This is a genomic window from Agromyces tardus (genome assembly GCF_003710805.1).
Taxonomy (GTDB): domain Bacteria; phylum Actinomycetota; class Actinomycetes; order Actinomycetales; family Microbacteriaceae; genus Agromyces; species Agromyces tardus.
In genome coordinates this window covers 1-14,012 of the sequence record NZ_RHHB01000008.1, presented here as the reverse complement: position 1 = coordinate 14,012, position 14,012 = coordinate 1, and the positions used below count along the sequence as shown (strand labels likewise).

Genomic DNA, 14,012 nt, shown 5'->3' with positions numbered 1-14,012 from the left:
GGCGCTCGCTCACCTGGCTCGGCGTCATCATCGTCGCGCTCTTCGGCATCAACGCCGCCGGCGTGATGTGGGCGGGGGGTTCCTGGACCCCGAAGCTCGCCCTCGACCTCGAGGGCGGCACGCAGATCATCCTCGCGCCGCAGCTCGCCGACGGCGAGTCGGTGACGCAGGAGCAGCTCGACCAGGCGGTGTCGATCATCCGCCAGCGCGTCGACGCGTCCGGCGTCTCCGAGGCCGAGATCAACACGCAGGGCGGCCAGAACGTCGTCGTCGCCATCCCCGGCGAGCTCGACGACCAGACGCGGGCGCGCATCGAGTCGTCGGCGAAGCTCGAGCTCCGCCCCGTGCTCCTCGCCGACGTCGCGACGAACCAGTCGATCGACCCGAGCGCGAGCGCACAGCCGACCGACGCGGCATCCGATCTCGCGACCACGCCCACGGCGGTGCCCACCGACGGGAGCGATCCCTCCTGGATCACGCCCGCGCTGCAGGACCAGTTCGACACGTTCGACTGCGCTTCGATCGACTCGAGCGGCGCGAACGCCGCCCCGGCCGACGAGCCCCTCGTGACGTGCGATTCCGGTCGCACCATCAAGTACCTCCTCGGGCCGGTCGAGGTGAGCGGCGAGAACATCACCGACGCCACGAACGGCATGGTCACGACGCAGACCGGTGCGAGCACCGGCCAGTGGGCCGTCAACATCGTCTTCGACGACCAGGGCACCAAGGACTTCGCCACGGTGAGCCAGCGGCTCTTCGCCCTCAACGGCCAGACGCCGCGCGACCAGTTCGCCTTCGTGCTCGACGGCGCCGTGCTCTCGGCGCCGCAGATGAACGGCGTCATCACCGACGGCCGTCCGCAGATCACCGGCAGCTTCACGCAGGAGTCCTCGAAGGCGCTCGCCGACCAGCTCAAGTTCGGTGCGCTGCCGATCAGCTTCACGGTGCAGTCGTCCGACACCATCTCGGCCACGCTCGGCACCTCGCAGCTGGAGGCCGGGCTCATCGCCGGGCTCATCGGCCTCATCCTCGTCGTGATCTACACGCTGTTCCAATACCGTGCGCTCGGCACCGTGACGATCGCGTCGCTCGTGATCGTGGGCGTCATCACGTACCTGACGATCACGATCCTGTCGTGGCGCGAGGGATACCGCCTGTCGCTCGCCGGCATCGCCGGCCTCATCGTGGCGATCGGCTTCACGGCGGACTCGTTCATCGTGTACTTCGAGCGCGTCCGCGACGAGCTCCGTGACGGGCGTCCGCTCGTCGGCGCCGTCGAGGCCGGCTGGAAGCGAGCCTTCCGCACGATCCTCGCGTCCAAGGGCGTCAACCTGCTGGCGGCCGTGGTGCTGTTCGTGCTCGCAGTGGGCAGCGTGCGCGGCTTCGCCTTCACGCTCGGTATCACGACGGTGATCGACGTGATCGTCGTCATCCTCTTCACCCACCCGATGCTGCAGCTGCTCGCGCAGACGAGGTTCTTCTCGAGTGGCAACCCCTGGTCGGGCCTCGACCCGAACGCGCTCGGCGCGGTCTACCGCGGTCGTGCGGAGTTCCGCAAGCCGGTGGCCGTACCGGCGACCAAGGTCGCCTCGAGCGCGAAGGAGGCGCAGAAGCGCCAGACCATCGCGGAGCGCAAAGCGGCGCAGGTCGACGCCACCGTCGGCGCGAGCGAAGGCAAGGAGTCCTGATGGCCAACCGTCTCACCACGTTCGGCAACGACCTCTACACGGGCAAGCGCTCGTTCAACTTCGTCGGCGGACGCAAGAAGTGGTACGCCGTCGTCGCGGTCCTGCTGATCCTCTCGGTGCTCGTGCCGGTGGTGCGCGGCTTCAACTTCGGCATCGAGTTCCGCGGCGGATCGCAGTTCCATATCGCCGGCGTCGCCGACGCGACCTCGCAGCCGGCGATCGACGCCGTGGCGAGCGTCGCGCCCGATGCCGTCGCGAAGGTCACGATCGTCGGCAACCAGGGCGTGCGCGTGCAGACCGACCAGCTCGAGAAGGCGGAGTCCGAGCAGGTCAGCGCGGCCCTCGCCGAGGCGTACGGCGTCGACCCGTCGGAGGTGACCTCCTCGTTCATCGGCGCCAGCTGGGGCGCGGATGTCACGAGGCAGGCGCTCTTCGGCCTCCTCGCGTTCCTGCTCCTCGCCGCGATCGTGATGGCGCTCTACTTCCGAACATGGAAGATGTCGCTCGCGGCCATCCTGGCGCTGCTCGCCGACCTCATCGTCACGACCGGCGTGTACGCGGCGGTCGGGTGGGAGATCTCGCCGGCGGCCCTCATCGGCATCCTCACGATCCTGAGCTACTCGCTGTACGACACGGTCGTCGTGTTCGACAAGATCCGCGAGAACACCGCGGCCGACGGCCAGGAGTCCCGCCGCACGTTCGCGGAGTCGGTGAACCTCGCGGTGAACCAGACGCTCGTGCGTTCGATCAACACGAGTGTCGTGGCAGCGCTGCCCGTCGCGGCCATCCTCTTCATCGGTGCGGGCGCGCTCGGCGCCGACACGCTCCGCGACATCTCCCTCGCGCTCCTGGTGGGCATCATCGTCGGCACCTGGTCGACCGTGTTCCTCGCCGCACCGCTCTACTCGCAGCTGCGCGAGGGCGAGCCCGCGATCAGGAAGCACGACCAGAAGGTGCTCAAGGAGCGGGAGCGCGCGAGCGTTTCGAAGGCGGATGCAGAGGAACTGACGACGGCGTGATCGGGCCCGACTCGGCCCTCGTGCTGAACCACGCTCCGGAGCGGCGATAATTGAAGTTCTGGAGGTGTGAGCGATGACCGAGACGGGAGTCAACTCGACCGCGTCGCTGCGCCGTCTGGTGCCGCGGATCTTCTCGAAGGCGCAGCCCTCCGGTGCCGTCGACACGCTCCTCCGCACGGTGCGGATGCACCACCCGAAGGCCGACCTCGGGCTCGTCGAGCGCGCGTACACGGTCGCCGAGCGTGCCCACGAGGGCCAGAAGCGCAAGAGCGGCGAGCCGTACATCACGCACCCCATCGCGGTCGCGCAGATCCTCGCCGACCTCGGCATCGGGTCGAAGACGGTCGCCGCCGCGCTGCTGCACGACACCGTCGAGGACACCGCCTACACGCTCGACCAGGTGCGCGCGGACTTCGGCGACGAGATCGCGATGCTCGTCGACGGCGTCACCAAGCTCGACAAGGTGAAGTACGGCGACTCGACGCAGGCCGAGACCGTGCGCAAGATGATCGTCGCGATGTCCAAGGACATCCGGGTGCTCATCATCAAGCTGGCCGACCGGCTGCACAACGCCCGCACGTGGGGCTTCGTGCCCGCGGAGTCCGCGACCCGCAAGGCCACCGAGACCCTCGAGATCTACGCGCCGCTCGCGCACCGCCTCGGCATCCAGACCATCAAGTGGGAGCTCGAGGACCTGTCGTTCGCGGTGCTCTACCCGAAGCTCTACGCCGAGATCGAGAGTCTCGTCAAGCAGCGCACGCCCCAGCGCGAGGAGTTCGTGCAGTCGGTCATCGACCTCGTGAGCGAAGACCTCAAGGCCGCGAAGATCCGCGGCAAGGTGATGGGCCGCCCGAAGCAGTACTACTCGATCTACCAGAAGATGATCGTTCGGGGTCGCGAGTTCGACGAGATCTACGACCTCGTGGGCATCCGCGTGCTCGTGAACTCGGTGCGCGACTGCTACGCGGTGCTCGGTGCGATCCACGCGCGCTGGACTCCGCTGCCCGGCCGCTTCAAGGACTACATCGCGACGCCGAAGTTCAACCTGTACCAGTCGCTGCACACGACGGTCATCGGACCGAAGGGCCGTGCCGTCGAGATCCAGATCCGCACGCACGACATGCACCAGCGTGCGGAGTACGGCGTCGCCGCGCACTGGAAGTACAAGGAGCGCATGGCGGGCCGCACCGTCGACAAGACCGGCCAGAATGACACCGACATGGCGTGGCTCGCCCACATCTCCGACTGGCAGGCCGAGACCGCCGACCCGGGGGAGTTCCTCGACTCCCTCCGGTTCGAGATCGGCGCCAAGGAGGTCTACGTCTTCACGCCCAAGGGGCGCGTGATCGGCCTGCCCGCGGGCGCCACGCCCGTCGACTTCGCGTACGCCGTGCACACCGAGGTCGGCCACCGCACCATGGGGGCCAAGGTCAACGGGCGCCTCGTGCCGCTCGAGAGCGAACTGTCGAGCGGCGACGTGGTCGAAGTGTTCACGTCGAAGAACCCCGACTCGGGCCCGAGCAAGGACTGGCTGAACTTCGTCAAGAGCCCCCGTGCCCGCAACAAGATCCGCCAGTGGTTCACGAAGGAGCGACGCGACGAGGCGATCGAGCACGGGCGCGATGCCATCGCCCGCGCGATGCGCAAGCAGAACCTGCCGCTGCAGAAGCTCATGAGCCAGGAGTCGTTCGCCGAGGTCGCGGCGCAACTGCGCTACGACGACGTGTCGTCGCTCTACGCGGCGGTCGGCGAGGGACACGTGTCGACGCAGTCGGTGATCGAGAAGGTCGTCGCACTCGTGCGCGACGTCGACGACGTCGACGAGCCCGACCTGCCGATTCCGGTGCGCACGCGGCCGCTGCCGCGCAACAGCGACTCGGGTGTGCTCGTGCGAGGAGCGCCCGACATCCTCGTCAAGCTCGCGCGCTGCTGCACGCCGGTGCCGGGCGACGAGATCGTGGGCTTCATCACCCGTGGTTCCGGGGTGTCGGTGCATCAGGCCAAGTGCCACAACGTGCAGTCGCTGCTGCGCGAACCCGAGCGCATGATCGACGTCGAGTGGGCGCCGAGCTCGAAGAGCGTGTTCCTCGTGCAGATCCAGATCGAGGCGCTCGACCGGGCCGGCCTGCTGTCGGATGTCACGCGCGTGCTCTCGGAGCACCACGTCAACATCCTCTCGGCGAACGTCTCCACCTCGACGGATCGCCTCGCGCTCAGCCGCTTCGTGTTCGAGATGGGCGACACGACCCACCTCGACCGGGTGCTCAACGCGGTGCGACGCATCGACGCCGTCTACGACGTCTACCGCGTCAGCGACGGCTGAGCTCGCTCAGCGGCACGGGCCCGGGCATCGACCGAGGCCGCCCCCGTCATGCCTGACGCGGGATCGCCAGGAGCTCGGCAGCGGCGAGCCGGCCGCGTGCGAGCGTCTTGTGCGGGAGCCGCGCCGCAGCGTCGATCCGGGCGTGCACCCGCTGGCCCAGCTCGGGCACCGAACCGAGCAGTCGCACGACGACGTCGATGACGGTGCGGTCGTCGAGCTCCGCCTCGCGCAGGAGGTCGAAGGCGGTGCGGACGGCGCTCGTGCACCGTGCGCCCGCGAACTCCAGCACGTCGCCCGCGAGCAGCGACACCTCGCGCACCACCCACGGCCGGTCGAGCCGCACCGCGATGCGCTCCGTATGGGGAACGCAGTACTGCGCGGGACGCGGGGGAGCGTCGAGCGCGCCATGCACCCACGCGGCGGTCAGTCGCTCGGCGATGAGGGTGCGCCCGACGTCGACCGCGACGGCCGCGGCGCGCAACGACGGCAGGTCGGGTTCGTCGACCGGGCACCAGCCGTCGGCGAGCTCGACGAGCTCGCCGTCGATGCGAGCGGCGCACAGTTCGGCAAGATCCAGGTCATCGGTGCCGAGCACGGAGGGGAGTCGCGTCATGCTCCAATGCTGCGCGCCGCCCGCACGACGAGCGCCCCGCGGCATCCGATCTGTGGAGAACGGACGCCACGGGGCGCTTGTGAGCTTCTGGTCGGCTCGAGTCAGCCGCCGACGGCCTTGAGCCACGCCTTGCGCGCCTCGAGCGCCTCGCGAGCGGATGCCGCGGCCTTCTCGTCGCCGGAGGCCTCGGCCGCGGCGAGCTCGCCCTCGAGCTTCTCGATCGCGTCCTGCAGCTGACCGAGCATGCCCTCGGAACGTGCCTTCTTCTCGGGATCCTCGCGCTGCCAGCGCTCTTCCTCGAGGCCCTTGACGTGGTTCTCGACCTTGCGCAGGCGGTCCTCGACGACGCGCACCTGGTCGCGCGGCACGCGACCGATCTCGTCCCAGCGGCGCTGGATGGCGTTGAGCGCGGCGCGGGCCCGCTTGGGGTCCTGCTCGGCGAGGAGCTTGTCGGCCTCGTCGAGCAGCGCGAGCTTCTCGGTGAGGTTGGCCCGGTACTCCTCGTCGTCCTTCGCGTCGACCTCGGCCTTGGCCTGGAAGAGCACGTCGCCGGCGGCCTTGAACTTCGCCCACAGCGCGTCGTCGAGCTTCTTGCCGGCGCGACCCGCCAGCTTCCACTCGTCGAGGAGTGCGCGGTACTCGACGACGGCGTCGGCGCCGCGCGGCGCGAGCGCCTCCGCACGCTCGATGAGCTGCTGCTTGCGGGTGCGGACATCGCGGTGCGCCGCGTCGAGCTCGGCGAAGAACGCCTTGCGGTGCTGCTCGATCGTCGAGCGCGCAGCGCGGAACCGCTTCCAGAGCTCGTTGGCCTCGTTCTTGGGCAGGCGCGGCCCCTCCTGCTGGTGGCGCTGCCACCGGGCGAAGAGGGCGTCGAGCTCGGCGCTGGTCTGCTTCCACTGCGTCTTCGCCGGGTCCTGCGCGGCGAGCGCCTCGGCCGATTCGACGATCGCGGTGCGCTCGGCGATGGCTTCGGCGACCGCCGCCTTCGCCTCCGCCTGCTGCTGGGCCGTGAGCTCCTCGGTCGTGCCGGACAGCGCCTCGAGGCGACGGGCGAGGGCGTCGAGGTCGCCGACGGCGTGGGCGTCGGCGACGGACGCCTGGAGCGTCGCGACGGCCTTCGCCACGTCGGCCGCCGGTGCGCCACGGCGCGCCCGCTGCTCGAGCAGGCTCACTGCGCCGGCGAGATCGGCGTACTTGCGCTCGAAGTAGGCGAGCGCCTCCTCGGGGGAGCCGTCGGGGTACTGCCCCACCTCACGCTCACCGTCGCTCGTCCGCACGAAGACGGTGCCCGCCTCGTCGACGCGGCCCCACGGTTGCTGTGCTGAATCGGTCACGGACTCACCCTATGTCGTCGGTCGGATGCCGCGCGTCGGCGGCGATGACGGCATCCAGCCTATTGCACCCCTCGAGCCCGCCCGCGCGCGAGCGGACCCGCTGACGCGGCATCCGTCGCCCTGCCGCGCCGTCGCGGAGACCCGGTCGCGTGCGCCGCCGACGCGGCGGCCGTCACTGCAGGGTGAAGCCCGTGATGGTGACCGGCGTCGCCGGGGCCGCGTCGTTGCTGCCGTCGACGGTGCCCGCATCGGTGATGCCGCTGCGGAGCTGGTCGAGGCCGCTCGTGACCCTGCCGATCACGGTGTAGCCGCCCGCGCTGTCGGAGTTGAGGGTGGTGTCCTCGTAGACGATGAAGAACTGGCTGCCGTGGCTGTAGCCGTTGTCGGGTTGGCGGGCCATGGCGATGGTGCCGGCCGGGTAGACGCCGTCGGCGGGCGCGTTCTCGACCGGTCCGTAGCTGTAGCCCGGACCGCCCGAGCCGTCGCCCTCGGGGTCGCCGCACTGCAGCACGAAGATGCTGACGTTCGTGAGGCGGTGGCAGGTGAGGCCGTCGTAGAAGCCCGACTGCGCGAGGCTGATCTCGCTCGAGACGGCCTGCGGCGCCGCTGCGCCGTCGAGCTCGACGCCGAGGGGGATGTCGTTGAGGGTGAGCGTGCCCGTCCACGTGCGCGACTCGGCGAGGTCGGGCGAGGGGACGTCGCCCTGGTTCTGCCCGGCCTCGGCGCTGGGGGTGGGGGTCGGCGTGGGCGTGGCCTCCGGTGCACCGGGGCCGCCCGAGAAGTAGAAGAGCTGCGCGGCGGTGGCGAGCGTGAGCACGACGACGAGCGCGATCCCCGCGATGACGTTGTCGCGCCGGCGGCGGTGCTGCTTGCGCGCGTGCACCTCCTGGCGGGCCTGGTAGGTGCGCAGTCGCGCGCGCTCCTCGCGCGCCTGACGGTCGTTCGTTGCCACGCTGCTCCTTCTCGGGATCCTGCGACGAGACTCTACGCAAGCGGTGGGGCCCGCACCAATCGTGCCGGCGCGGTTCCCGGCCCGCGGCGGCCGGGGTGTCGGATGCCGCGGCTACGCTGGATCGCATGGTGGATTCCGGTTCGGGGCTCCGCGCCGGCGCGACGCCGCTCGCGGTGCGCATGCGACCGGCGAGCCTCGACGAGGTCGCCGGCCAGAAGCACCTCCTCACTCCCGGGTCCCCGCTCGTGGCGCTCGCGGGCGACCGCACCGGCGAGACCGGCTCGGTGTCGGTGATCCTCTGGGGTCCGCCCGGCACCGGCAAGACCACCCTCGCGCAGGCGATCGCGCGATCGTCGGGCCGCAAGTTCGTCGAGCTGTCGGCCGTGACGGCCGGGGTCCGCGACGTGCGCCAGGTCATGGAGGAGGCGCGCGCGAGTCGCGACCTCTACGGGCTGTCCACCGTGCTCTTCCTCGACGAGATCCACCGCTTCACCAAGGCCCAGCAGGACGCATTGCTGCCCGGCGTCGAGAACGGCTGGGTCATCCTGGTGGCGGCGACCACCGAGAACCCGTCGTTCTCGGTCATCTCACCGCTCCTCTCACGGTCGCTGCTGCTCACGCTCGAGCTGCTGAGCGACGACGACCTCGGCATGCTCGTCGACCGGGCCGTGGCCGACGTGCGCGGCCTCGGCGGGCGGTTCGTGCTCGAGCCCGAGGCGCGCGCGACCATCGTGCGGCTCGCCTCGGGAGACGCGCGCCGGGCGCTCACCGCCCTCGAGGCGGCATCCGTCTCGGCCGCGAGCACCCACGCGGAGCAGGAGGCGGGCGCCGAGGGAGAGGATCGGAAGGTCGACGCGAAGGACGACCATGAGGCCCCCGTCGACCTCCCCGTGATCACTCCCGAGATCGTCGCGCGTGCGGTCGACCGCGCGCTGCTCCGTTACGACCGCGCGGGCGACGAGCACTACGACGTCATCAGCGCGTTCATCAAGTCGGTGCGCGGCAGCGACGTCGACGCGGCGCTGCACTACCTCGCGCGCATGATCGAGGCGGGGGAGGATCCGCGCTTCATCGCGCGGCGCATCATCGTGCTCGCCTCGGAGGACATCGGACTCGCCGACCCGACCGCGCTCGGCGTGGCCGTCGCCGCGGCCGACGCCGTGCAGTACATCGGCATGCCCGAGGGCCGCATCCCGCTCGCGCAGGCGGTCGTGCACCTCGCGACCGCGCCCAAGTCGAACGCCGCGTACCTCGGCATCGACAAGGCGATCGCCGACGTGCGCGCGGGCAAGGCCGGCCGGGTGCCCAAGCACCTCCGCGACGCGCACTACCCGGGTGCCAAGCGCCTCGGTCACGGCAAGGGCTACCGCTATCCCCACGACGACGCGATCGGCGTGGTGGCGCAGGAGTACCTGCCCGACACGCTCCGCGGGGCGGTCTACTACGAGCCCACCGAGCACGGCAACGAGCGCGAGGTGTCGGCGCGGCTCGCGAAGCTCCGCCGCATCGTCCGCGGCGGCAGCTGAGGGGGCCCGCCGGGTTCCGCGGATGCCGTGGCGCGGCCCTGGTGCGCAGGAAACACGAGACTCGGGCGAGTGACCCGTCCGTGATATGATTTCCGCTGGCCTGAAGCCAGGTTCTCGAGCGCGGCTGCGAGAGAGCCACCGGCGAATGGGAACGATCTGTAGCCGATCGGCCCTTGGCGAATCCCTCTGACACAGACTTCCGGCGCACGATCGCGCCGTGAATTCAATTGAGATTCTTCCGAAAGGACATTCGTGTCGAACCAGTCACGCAGCAAGACCCGCCTCTCCCGCGCGCTCGGCATCGCCCTCACCCCGAAGGCCGCCAAGTACATGGAGAAGCGTCCGTACGCTCCCGGTGAGCACGGCCGCACCAAGCGCAAGCAGGACTCGGACTACGCCGTGCGCCTCCGCGAGAAGCAGCGTCTCCGCGCCCAGTACGGCATCCGCGAGAAGCAGCTCCGCATCGCGTTCAACGAGGCCCGTCGCACCGACGGCCTGACCGGTGAGAACCTGGTCGAGCTCCTCGAGATGCGCCTCGACGCGCTCGTGCTCCGCGCCGGCTTCGCCCGCACCATCACGCAGGCCCGCCAGTTCGTCGTGCACCGTCACATCACCGTCGACGGCCAGCTCGTCGACCGTCCGTCGTTCCGCGTGAAGCCGGGGCAGACCATCGGCGTCAAGGCGCGCTCGGAGGGCACCGAGCCCTTCCAGGTCGCCGCGGCCGGCGGTCACGTCGACGTGCTCCCGAAGACCCCGAGCTACCTCGAGGTCGAGCTCGACAAGCTCCAGGCCAAGCTCGTGCGTCGCCCCAAGCGCGCCGAGGTGCCCGTCACCTGCGACGTGCAGCTCGTCGTCGAGTACTACGCCGCTCGCTGAGCGGAGCTCGCACGGAACGGGGTCGCGGTTCGCCGCGGCCCCGTTCCGCGTCTCCGGGCGGATGCCGCGGCGCACGCCCTAGACTGGATGGAAGCGTGCGTGCGGCGCATCGCATCGGCCCGATCCCAGCGAGGAGTGAGACGTGAAGAGCATCGTGTGGTTCGCCCTCGGCGTGGCGACGGGGTTCGTCGTCGCCCACCAGGTCAACCAGACCGCGCAGGGCCGTGAGTTCTTCGCCGACGTCGATGCGAAGGCGCGCGCATTCGGTCGCGCCGTCGCCGACGGCTACCACGCGCGCGAGGCCGAGCTGCGCGACGCCGAAGCCGGCTGATCGCGCCCCCACCACCGCACCACCATTCGCCGGGTCGCCCCCGCCTCTCGAACCCCAGAACGGAACCATGCAGACTGCCGACATCCGCCAGCGCTGGCTGGACTTCTTCGCCGCGCGGGGACACGCCGTCGTCCCCTCGGCCTCGCTCGTCTCCGACGACCCGACGCTCCTGTTCACGGTGGCCGGCATGGTGCCGTTCGTGCCGTACCTCACCGGGATCGTCCCCGCGCCGTACGACCGCGCCACGAGCGTGCAGAAGTGCATCCGCACCAACGACATCGAAGAGGTCGGCAAGACCCCGCGCCACGGCACGTTCTTCCAGATGAACGGCAACTTCTCCTTCGGCGACTACTTCAAGGAGGGGGCGATCACCTACGCGTGGGAGCTCCTCACGACGCCCGAGGCCGACGGCGGCTACGGCTTCGAACCGAAGGACCTCTGGGTCACCGTCTACGAGGACGACGACGAGGCCATCGAGATCTGGAAGCGCGTCGCGGGCCTGCCCGAGGAGCGCATCCAGCGGCTCGGCAAGGACACGAACTACTGGCACACCGGGCAGCCCGGCCCCGCGGGCCCGTGCTCGGAGATCTTCTTCGACCGCGGACCGGCGTACGGCGCCGACGGCGGCCCGGCGACCGATGACGACCGGTACGTCGAGATCTGGAACCTCGTGTTCATGCAGTACCTCATCGCGGACGTGAAGTCGAAGACCGACTTCCGCATCGTGCGTGAGCTGCCGAAGAAGAACATCGACACCGGCATGGGGCTCGAGCGCGTCGCGTTCCTCAAGCAGGGCGTCGAGAACATGTACGAGATCGACCAGGTCCGTCCGGTGCTCGACCGTGCCGCCGAGCTGTCGGGCCGTCGCTACGGCGCGGACCACGACGACGACGTGCGCATGCGCGTCATCGCCGACCACATCCGCTCCTCGCTCATGCTCATGAGCGATGGCGTCACGCCGTCGAACGAGGGACGCGGCTACATCCTGCGCCGACTGCTGCGCCGCAGCATCCGTGCGATGCGCCTGCTCGGCGTCGAGGGCCCCACGTTCTCGGAGCTGTTCGCCGCGTCGCGCGACGCCATGAAGGCGGCGTACCCCGAGGTGGAGTCGAACTACTCGCAGATCCTGCAGCTCGCGGTCGGCGAGGAGGAGACGTTCCTGCGCACGCTGTCGGCGGGCACGTCGATCCTCGACCTCGCGGTCGCGAAGACGAAGGACTCCGGTTCGCCCGAGCTCGCGGGCGACACCGCGTTCCTCCTCCACGACACGTACGGCTTCCCCATCGAGCTCACCCTCGAGATGGCCGAGGAGGCCGGCCTGGCCGTCGACCGCACCGCGTTCGACTCGCTCATGCACGACCAGCGCTCCCGCGCGAAGGCCGACGCGAAGTCCAAGAAGAAGGTGCTCGCCGACCTGTCGGTGTACGCCGACATGCGCGCCAAGGGCGAGACGATCTTCACGGGCTACACCGAGCTCGCCCAGGACTCGACCGTGCTCGGCATCCTCGTCGACGGCCGGCCCGCACCGGTCGCCGTGGCGGGCCAGACCGCCGAGGTGATCCTCGCCGAGACCTCGCTGTACGCGGAATCCGGCGGCCAGGCGCCCGACCAGGGCCGCATCGTGGGCGACGGCTTCGAGCTCGAGGTGCTCGACGTGCAGAAGCCCGTCAAGGGCCTCATCAGCCACACGGTGAGGGTCACGGCGGGCGAGGTCGGCACGGGCGTCGCCGCGACGACCCTCGTCGACGAGGAGTACCGGCGCGGGGCGACCCAGGCGCACTCCGGCACCCACCTCGTGCACGCGGCGCTCAGGCAGGTGCTCGGACCGAACGCGCACCAGTCCGGATCGTTCAACAAGGCGGGCTACCTGCGTCTCGACTACGGCTGGAACCAGGCGCTCTCGCCGGCGACCCGCAGCGAGATCGAGGAGATCGCGAACGACGCGATCCGCGACAACCTCCAGGTGGTCACCCGCGAGATGCCCCTCGACGAGGCGAAGCAGCTGGGCGCGATGGCGCTCTTCGGCGAGAAGTACGGCGACATCGTGCGCGTGGTCGACATCGGCGGCCCCTGGTCGCGCGAGCTCTGCGCGGGCACGCACGTGACCACGAGCGCCGAGATCGGCATGATCAACATCGTCGGCGAATCGTCCGTGGGTGCGTCGAACCGCCGTGTCGAGTCGCTCGTGGGCCGTGACGCCTTCCAGCGCTTCGCGGCGGAGCGCGCGCTCGTCGGCGAGCTCACCTCGACCCTCAAGACGCGTCCGGAGCAGCTCGTCGACCGCGTCGGCGAGCTCGTCGCGAGCCTGAAGGCCGCCGAGAAGAAGATCCAGGCCTTCGAGGCCAAGGCGCTCGGCGACCGCGTCCCCGACCTCGCGGCGAAGGCCCAGCGTACGGGCGACGTGCTCCTGGTCGCCGAAGCCGTCGGATCGCTCGGCTCCGGAGACGAGCTGCGCCAACTCGCGCTGTCCGTGCGCGGCAAGCTGGGCGACGCGGCATCCGTCGTGGCCCTCGCTGCCGAGGTGGGCGGCAAGCCCCTCGCCATCGTCGCCACGTCGCCCGCTGCGCGCGACGCCGGCGCGAACGCCGGTGCGCTCGCGAAGCTCATGGCGTCGACGCTCGGCGGTGGCGGCGGAGGCAAGCCCGATCTCGCACAGGGCGGCGGCAACGACGTCGGGGCCATCCCGGCGGCGCTCGCCGCCGTCCGGGCGGAACTCGGCAGGTAAGCCGTGCGGAACGGCGCGCGGCTCGGCATCGACGTCGGACGGGCCCGCATCGGCGTCGCGCGCTCCGATCCGTCGGCGATCCTCGCGGTTCCCGTCGAGACGGTCGCCCGGAGCGCCGACGGCGACGGCGACATCCGACGCATCCTCGCGCTCGCCGAGGAGTTCGACGCGATCGAGCTCGTCGTGGGCAACCCGCTCTCGATGTCGGGCGCGGCGACCGCGTCGACGGCGGACGCCGTGGCCTTCGCCGAGCGCCTCGCCGCGGCGGGGGCGCACGTGCGGCTCGTCGACGAGCGGCTGTCGACGGTGAGCGCCCAGCAGGCCCTGCGAGCCACCGGGAAGTCGTCGAAGAAGCAGCGTCCCATCATCGACCAAGCGGCAGCCGTTATCATTCTGCAACATGCCATCGATGCCGAACGGGCATCGGGTGCCGCCCCCGGCCGCACCATCCCCGCCGACGAAGGGCCCTGACCCAGTGAGCCAGCTCCCCCCAGAGCAGCGCGGCAACCCAGCGCGGTCGTCGTCCGAGTGGGACGCGATCCTGTCCGGGCGCGGCGCGGCGGATGTCGCTCCGCCGGCCCCGCCCGCGCCGGCCCCGCCCGCGCCGGTCCCGGCTGCGCAGGCC

At 70.5% G+C, this 14,012-nt stretch carries 11 protein-coding genes; 8 read left to right on the top strand and 3 right to left on the bottom strand.

The window, feature by feature from the left end; all coding sequences use genetic code 11:
* The first annotated feature begins 65 nt into the window (after positions 1-65).
* From secD to EDM22_RS06825, 3 genes are all read left to right on the top strand, one after another.
* The gene (gene secD / locus EDM22_RS06835) at positions 66-1,688 is read left to right on the top strand and encodes a protein translocase subunit SecD (protein WP_122936393.1); all 1,623 of its coding nucleotides are present in this window, start codon (positions 66-68) and stop codon (positions 1,686-1,688) included.
* Positions 1,688-2,707 (top strand): protein translocase subunit SecF, encoded by a 1,020-nt coding sequence (gene secF, locus EDM22_RS06830; protein WP_122936322.1) that lies wholly within the window; start codon positions 1,688-1,690, stop codon positions 2,705-2,707. Before secD ends, secF begins: the two co-directional genes overlap by 1 nt.
* A 73-nt stretch (positions 2,708-2,780) precedes the next feature.
* The gene (locus tag EDM22_RS06825) at positions 2,781-5,030 is read left to right on the top strand and encodes a RelA/SpoT family protein (RefSeq protein ID WP_122936321.1); all 2,250 of its coding nucleotides are present in this window, start codon (positions 2,781-2,783) and stop codon (positions 5,028-5,030) included.
* A gap of 46 nt (positions 5,031-5,076) precedes the next feature.
* Here the strand turns inward: EDM22_RS06825 and EDM22_RS19470 are convergent, their stop codons facing one another.
* The 3 genes from EDM22_RS19470 to EDM22_RS06810 form a co-directional block, all read right to left on the bottom strand.
* Complete coding sequence (locus tag EDM22_RS19470; RefSeq protein ID WP_170964046.1) at positions 5,077-5,643, bottom strand: hypothetical protein; 567 nt, start codon at positions 5,641-5,643, stop codon at positions 5,077-5,079.
* A 101-nt stretch (positions 5,644-5,744) separates the two neighbouring features.
* Complete coding sequence (locus EDM22_RS06815; protein ID WP_122936320.1) at positions 5,745-6,977, bottom strand: DUF349 domain-containing protein; 1,233 nt, start codon at positions 6,975-6,977, stop codon at positions 5,745-5,747.
* Between the two features lie 172 nt (positions 6,978-7,149).
* Positions 7,150-7,929: a peptidylprolyl isomerase gene (locus tag EDM22_RS06810; RefSeq protein ID WP_122936319.1), complete on the bottom strand. Its 780-nt coding sequence runs from the start codon at positions 7,927-7,929 to the stop codon at positions 7,150-7,152.
* 125 nt (positions 7,930-8,054) lie between these two features.
* On the opposite strand from EDM22_RS06810, the gene EDM22_RS06805 reads away from it, so the two are divergent.
* The 5 genes from EDM22_RS06805 (at position 8,055) to ruvX (ending at position 13,858) form a co-directional block, all read left to right on the top strand.
* On the top strand, positions 8,055-9,455 hold the full coding sequence (locus EDM22_RS06805; protein WP_122936318.1) for a replication-associated recombination protein A: 1,401 nt from the start codon (positions 8,055-8,057) through the stop codon (positions 9,453-9,455).
* Between the two features lie 252 nt (positions 9,456-9,707).
* The gene (gene rpsD / locus EDM22_RS06800) at positions 9,708-10,331 is read left to right on the top strand and encodes a 30S ribosomal protein S4 (protein ID WP_122936317.1); all 624 of its coding nucleotides are present in this window, start codon (positions 9,708-9,710) and stop codon (positions 10,329-10,331) included.
* 142 nt (positions 10,332-10,473) lie between these two features.
* The gene (locus EDM22_RS06795) at positions 10,474-10,662 is read left to right on the top strand and encodes a hypothetical protein (protein WP_122936316.1); all 189 of its coding nucleotides are present in this window, start codon (positions 10,474-10,476) and stop codon (positions 10,660-10,662) included.
* A gap of 67 nt (positions 10,663-10,729) precedes the next feature.
* Positions 10,730-13,387 carry an alanine--tRNA ligase gene (gene alaS / locus EDM22_RS06790; RefSeq protein ID WP_122936315.1) on the top strand — a complete coding sequence of 886 codons (2,658 nt, stop codon included), beginning with the start codon at positions 10,730-10,732 and terminating at the stop codon, positions 13,385-13,387.
* 3 nt (positions 13,388-13,390) lie between these two features.
* The gene (ruvX, locus tag EDM22_RS06785; RefSeq protein WP_122936314.1) at positions 13,391-13,858 is read left to right on the top strand and encodes a Holliday junction resolvase RuvX; all 468 of its coding nucleotides are present in this window, start codon (positions 13,391-13,393) and stop codon (positions 13,856-13,858) included.
* The last annotated feature ends 154 nt before the right edge of the window (positions 13,859-14,012 follow it).

Bases quoted from the DNA above. Each gene is read 5' to 3' on its own strand.
- secD (WP_122936393.1), top strand. From the start codon at position 66: ATGTGGGCGGGGGGTTCCTGGACCCCGAAGCTCGCCCTCGACCTCGAG.
- secF (WP_122936322.1), top strand. From the start codon at position 1,688: ATGGCCAACCGTCTCACCACGTTCGGCAACGACCTCTACACGGGCAAG.
- EDM22_RS06825 (WP_122936321.1), top strand. From the start codon at position 2,781: ATGACCGAGACGGGAGTCAACTCGACCGCGTCGCTGCGCCGTCTGGTG.
- EDM22_RS19470 (WP_170964046.1), bottom strand. From the start codon at position 5,643: ATGACGCGACTCCCCTCCGTGCTCGGCACCGATGACCTGGATCTTGCC.
- EDM22_RS06805 (WP_122936318.1), top strand. From the start codon at position 8,055: ATGGTGGATTCCGGTTCGGGGCTCCGCGCCGGCGCGACGCCGCTCGCG.
- alaS (WP_122936315.1), top strand. From the start codon at position 10,730: ATGCAGACTGCCGACATCCGCCAGCGCTGGCTGGACTTCTTCGCCGCG.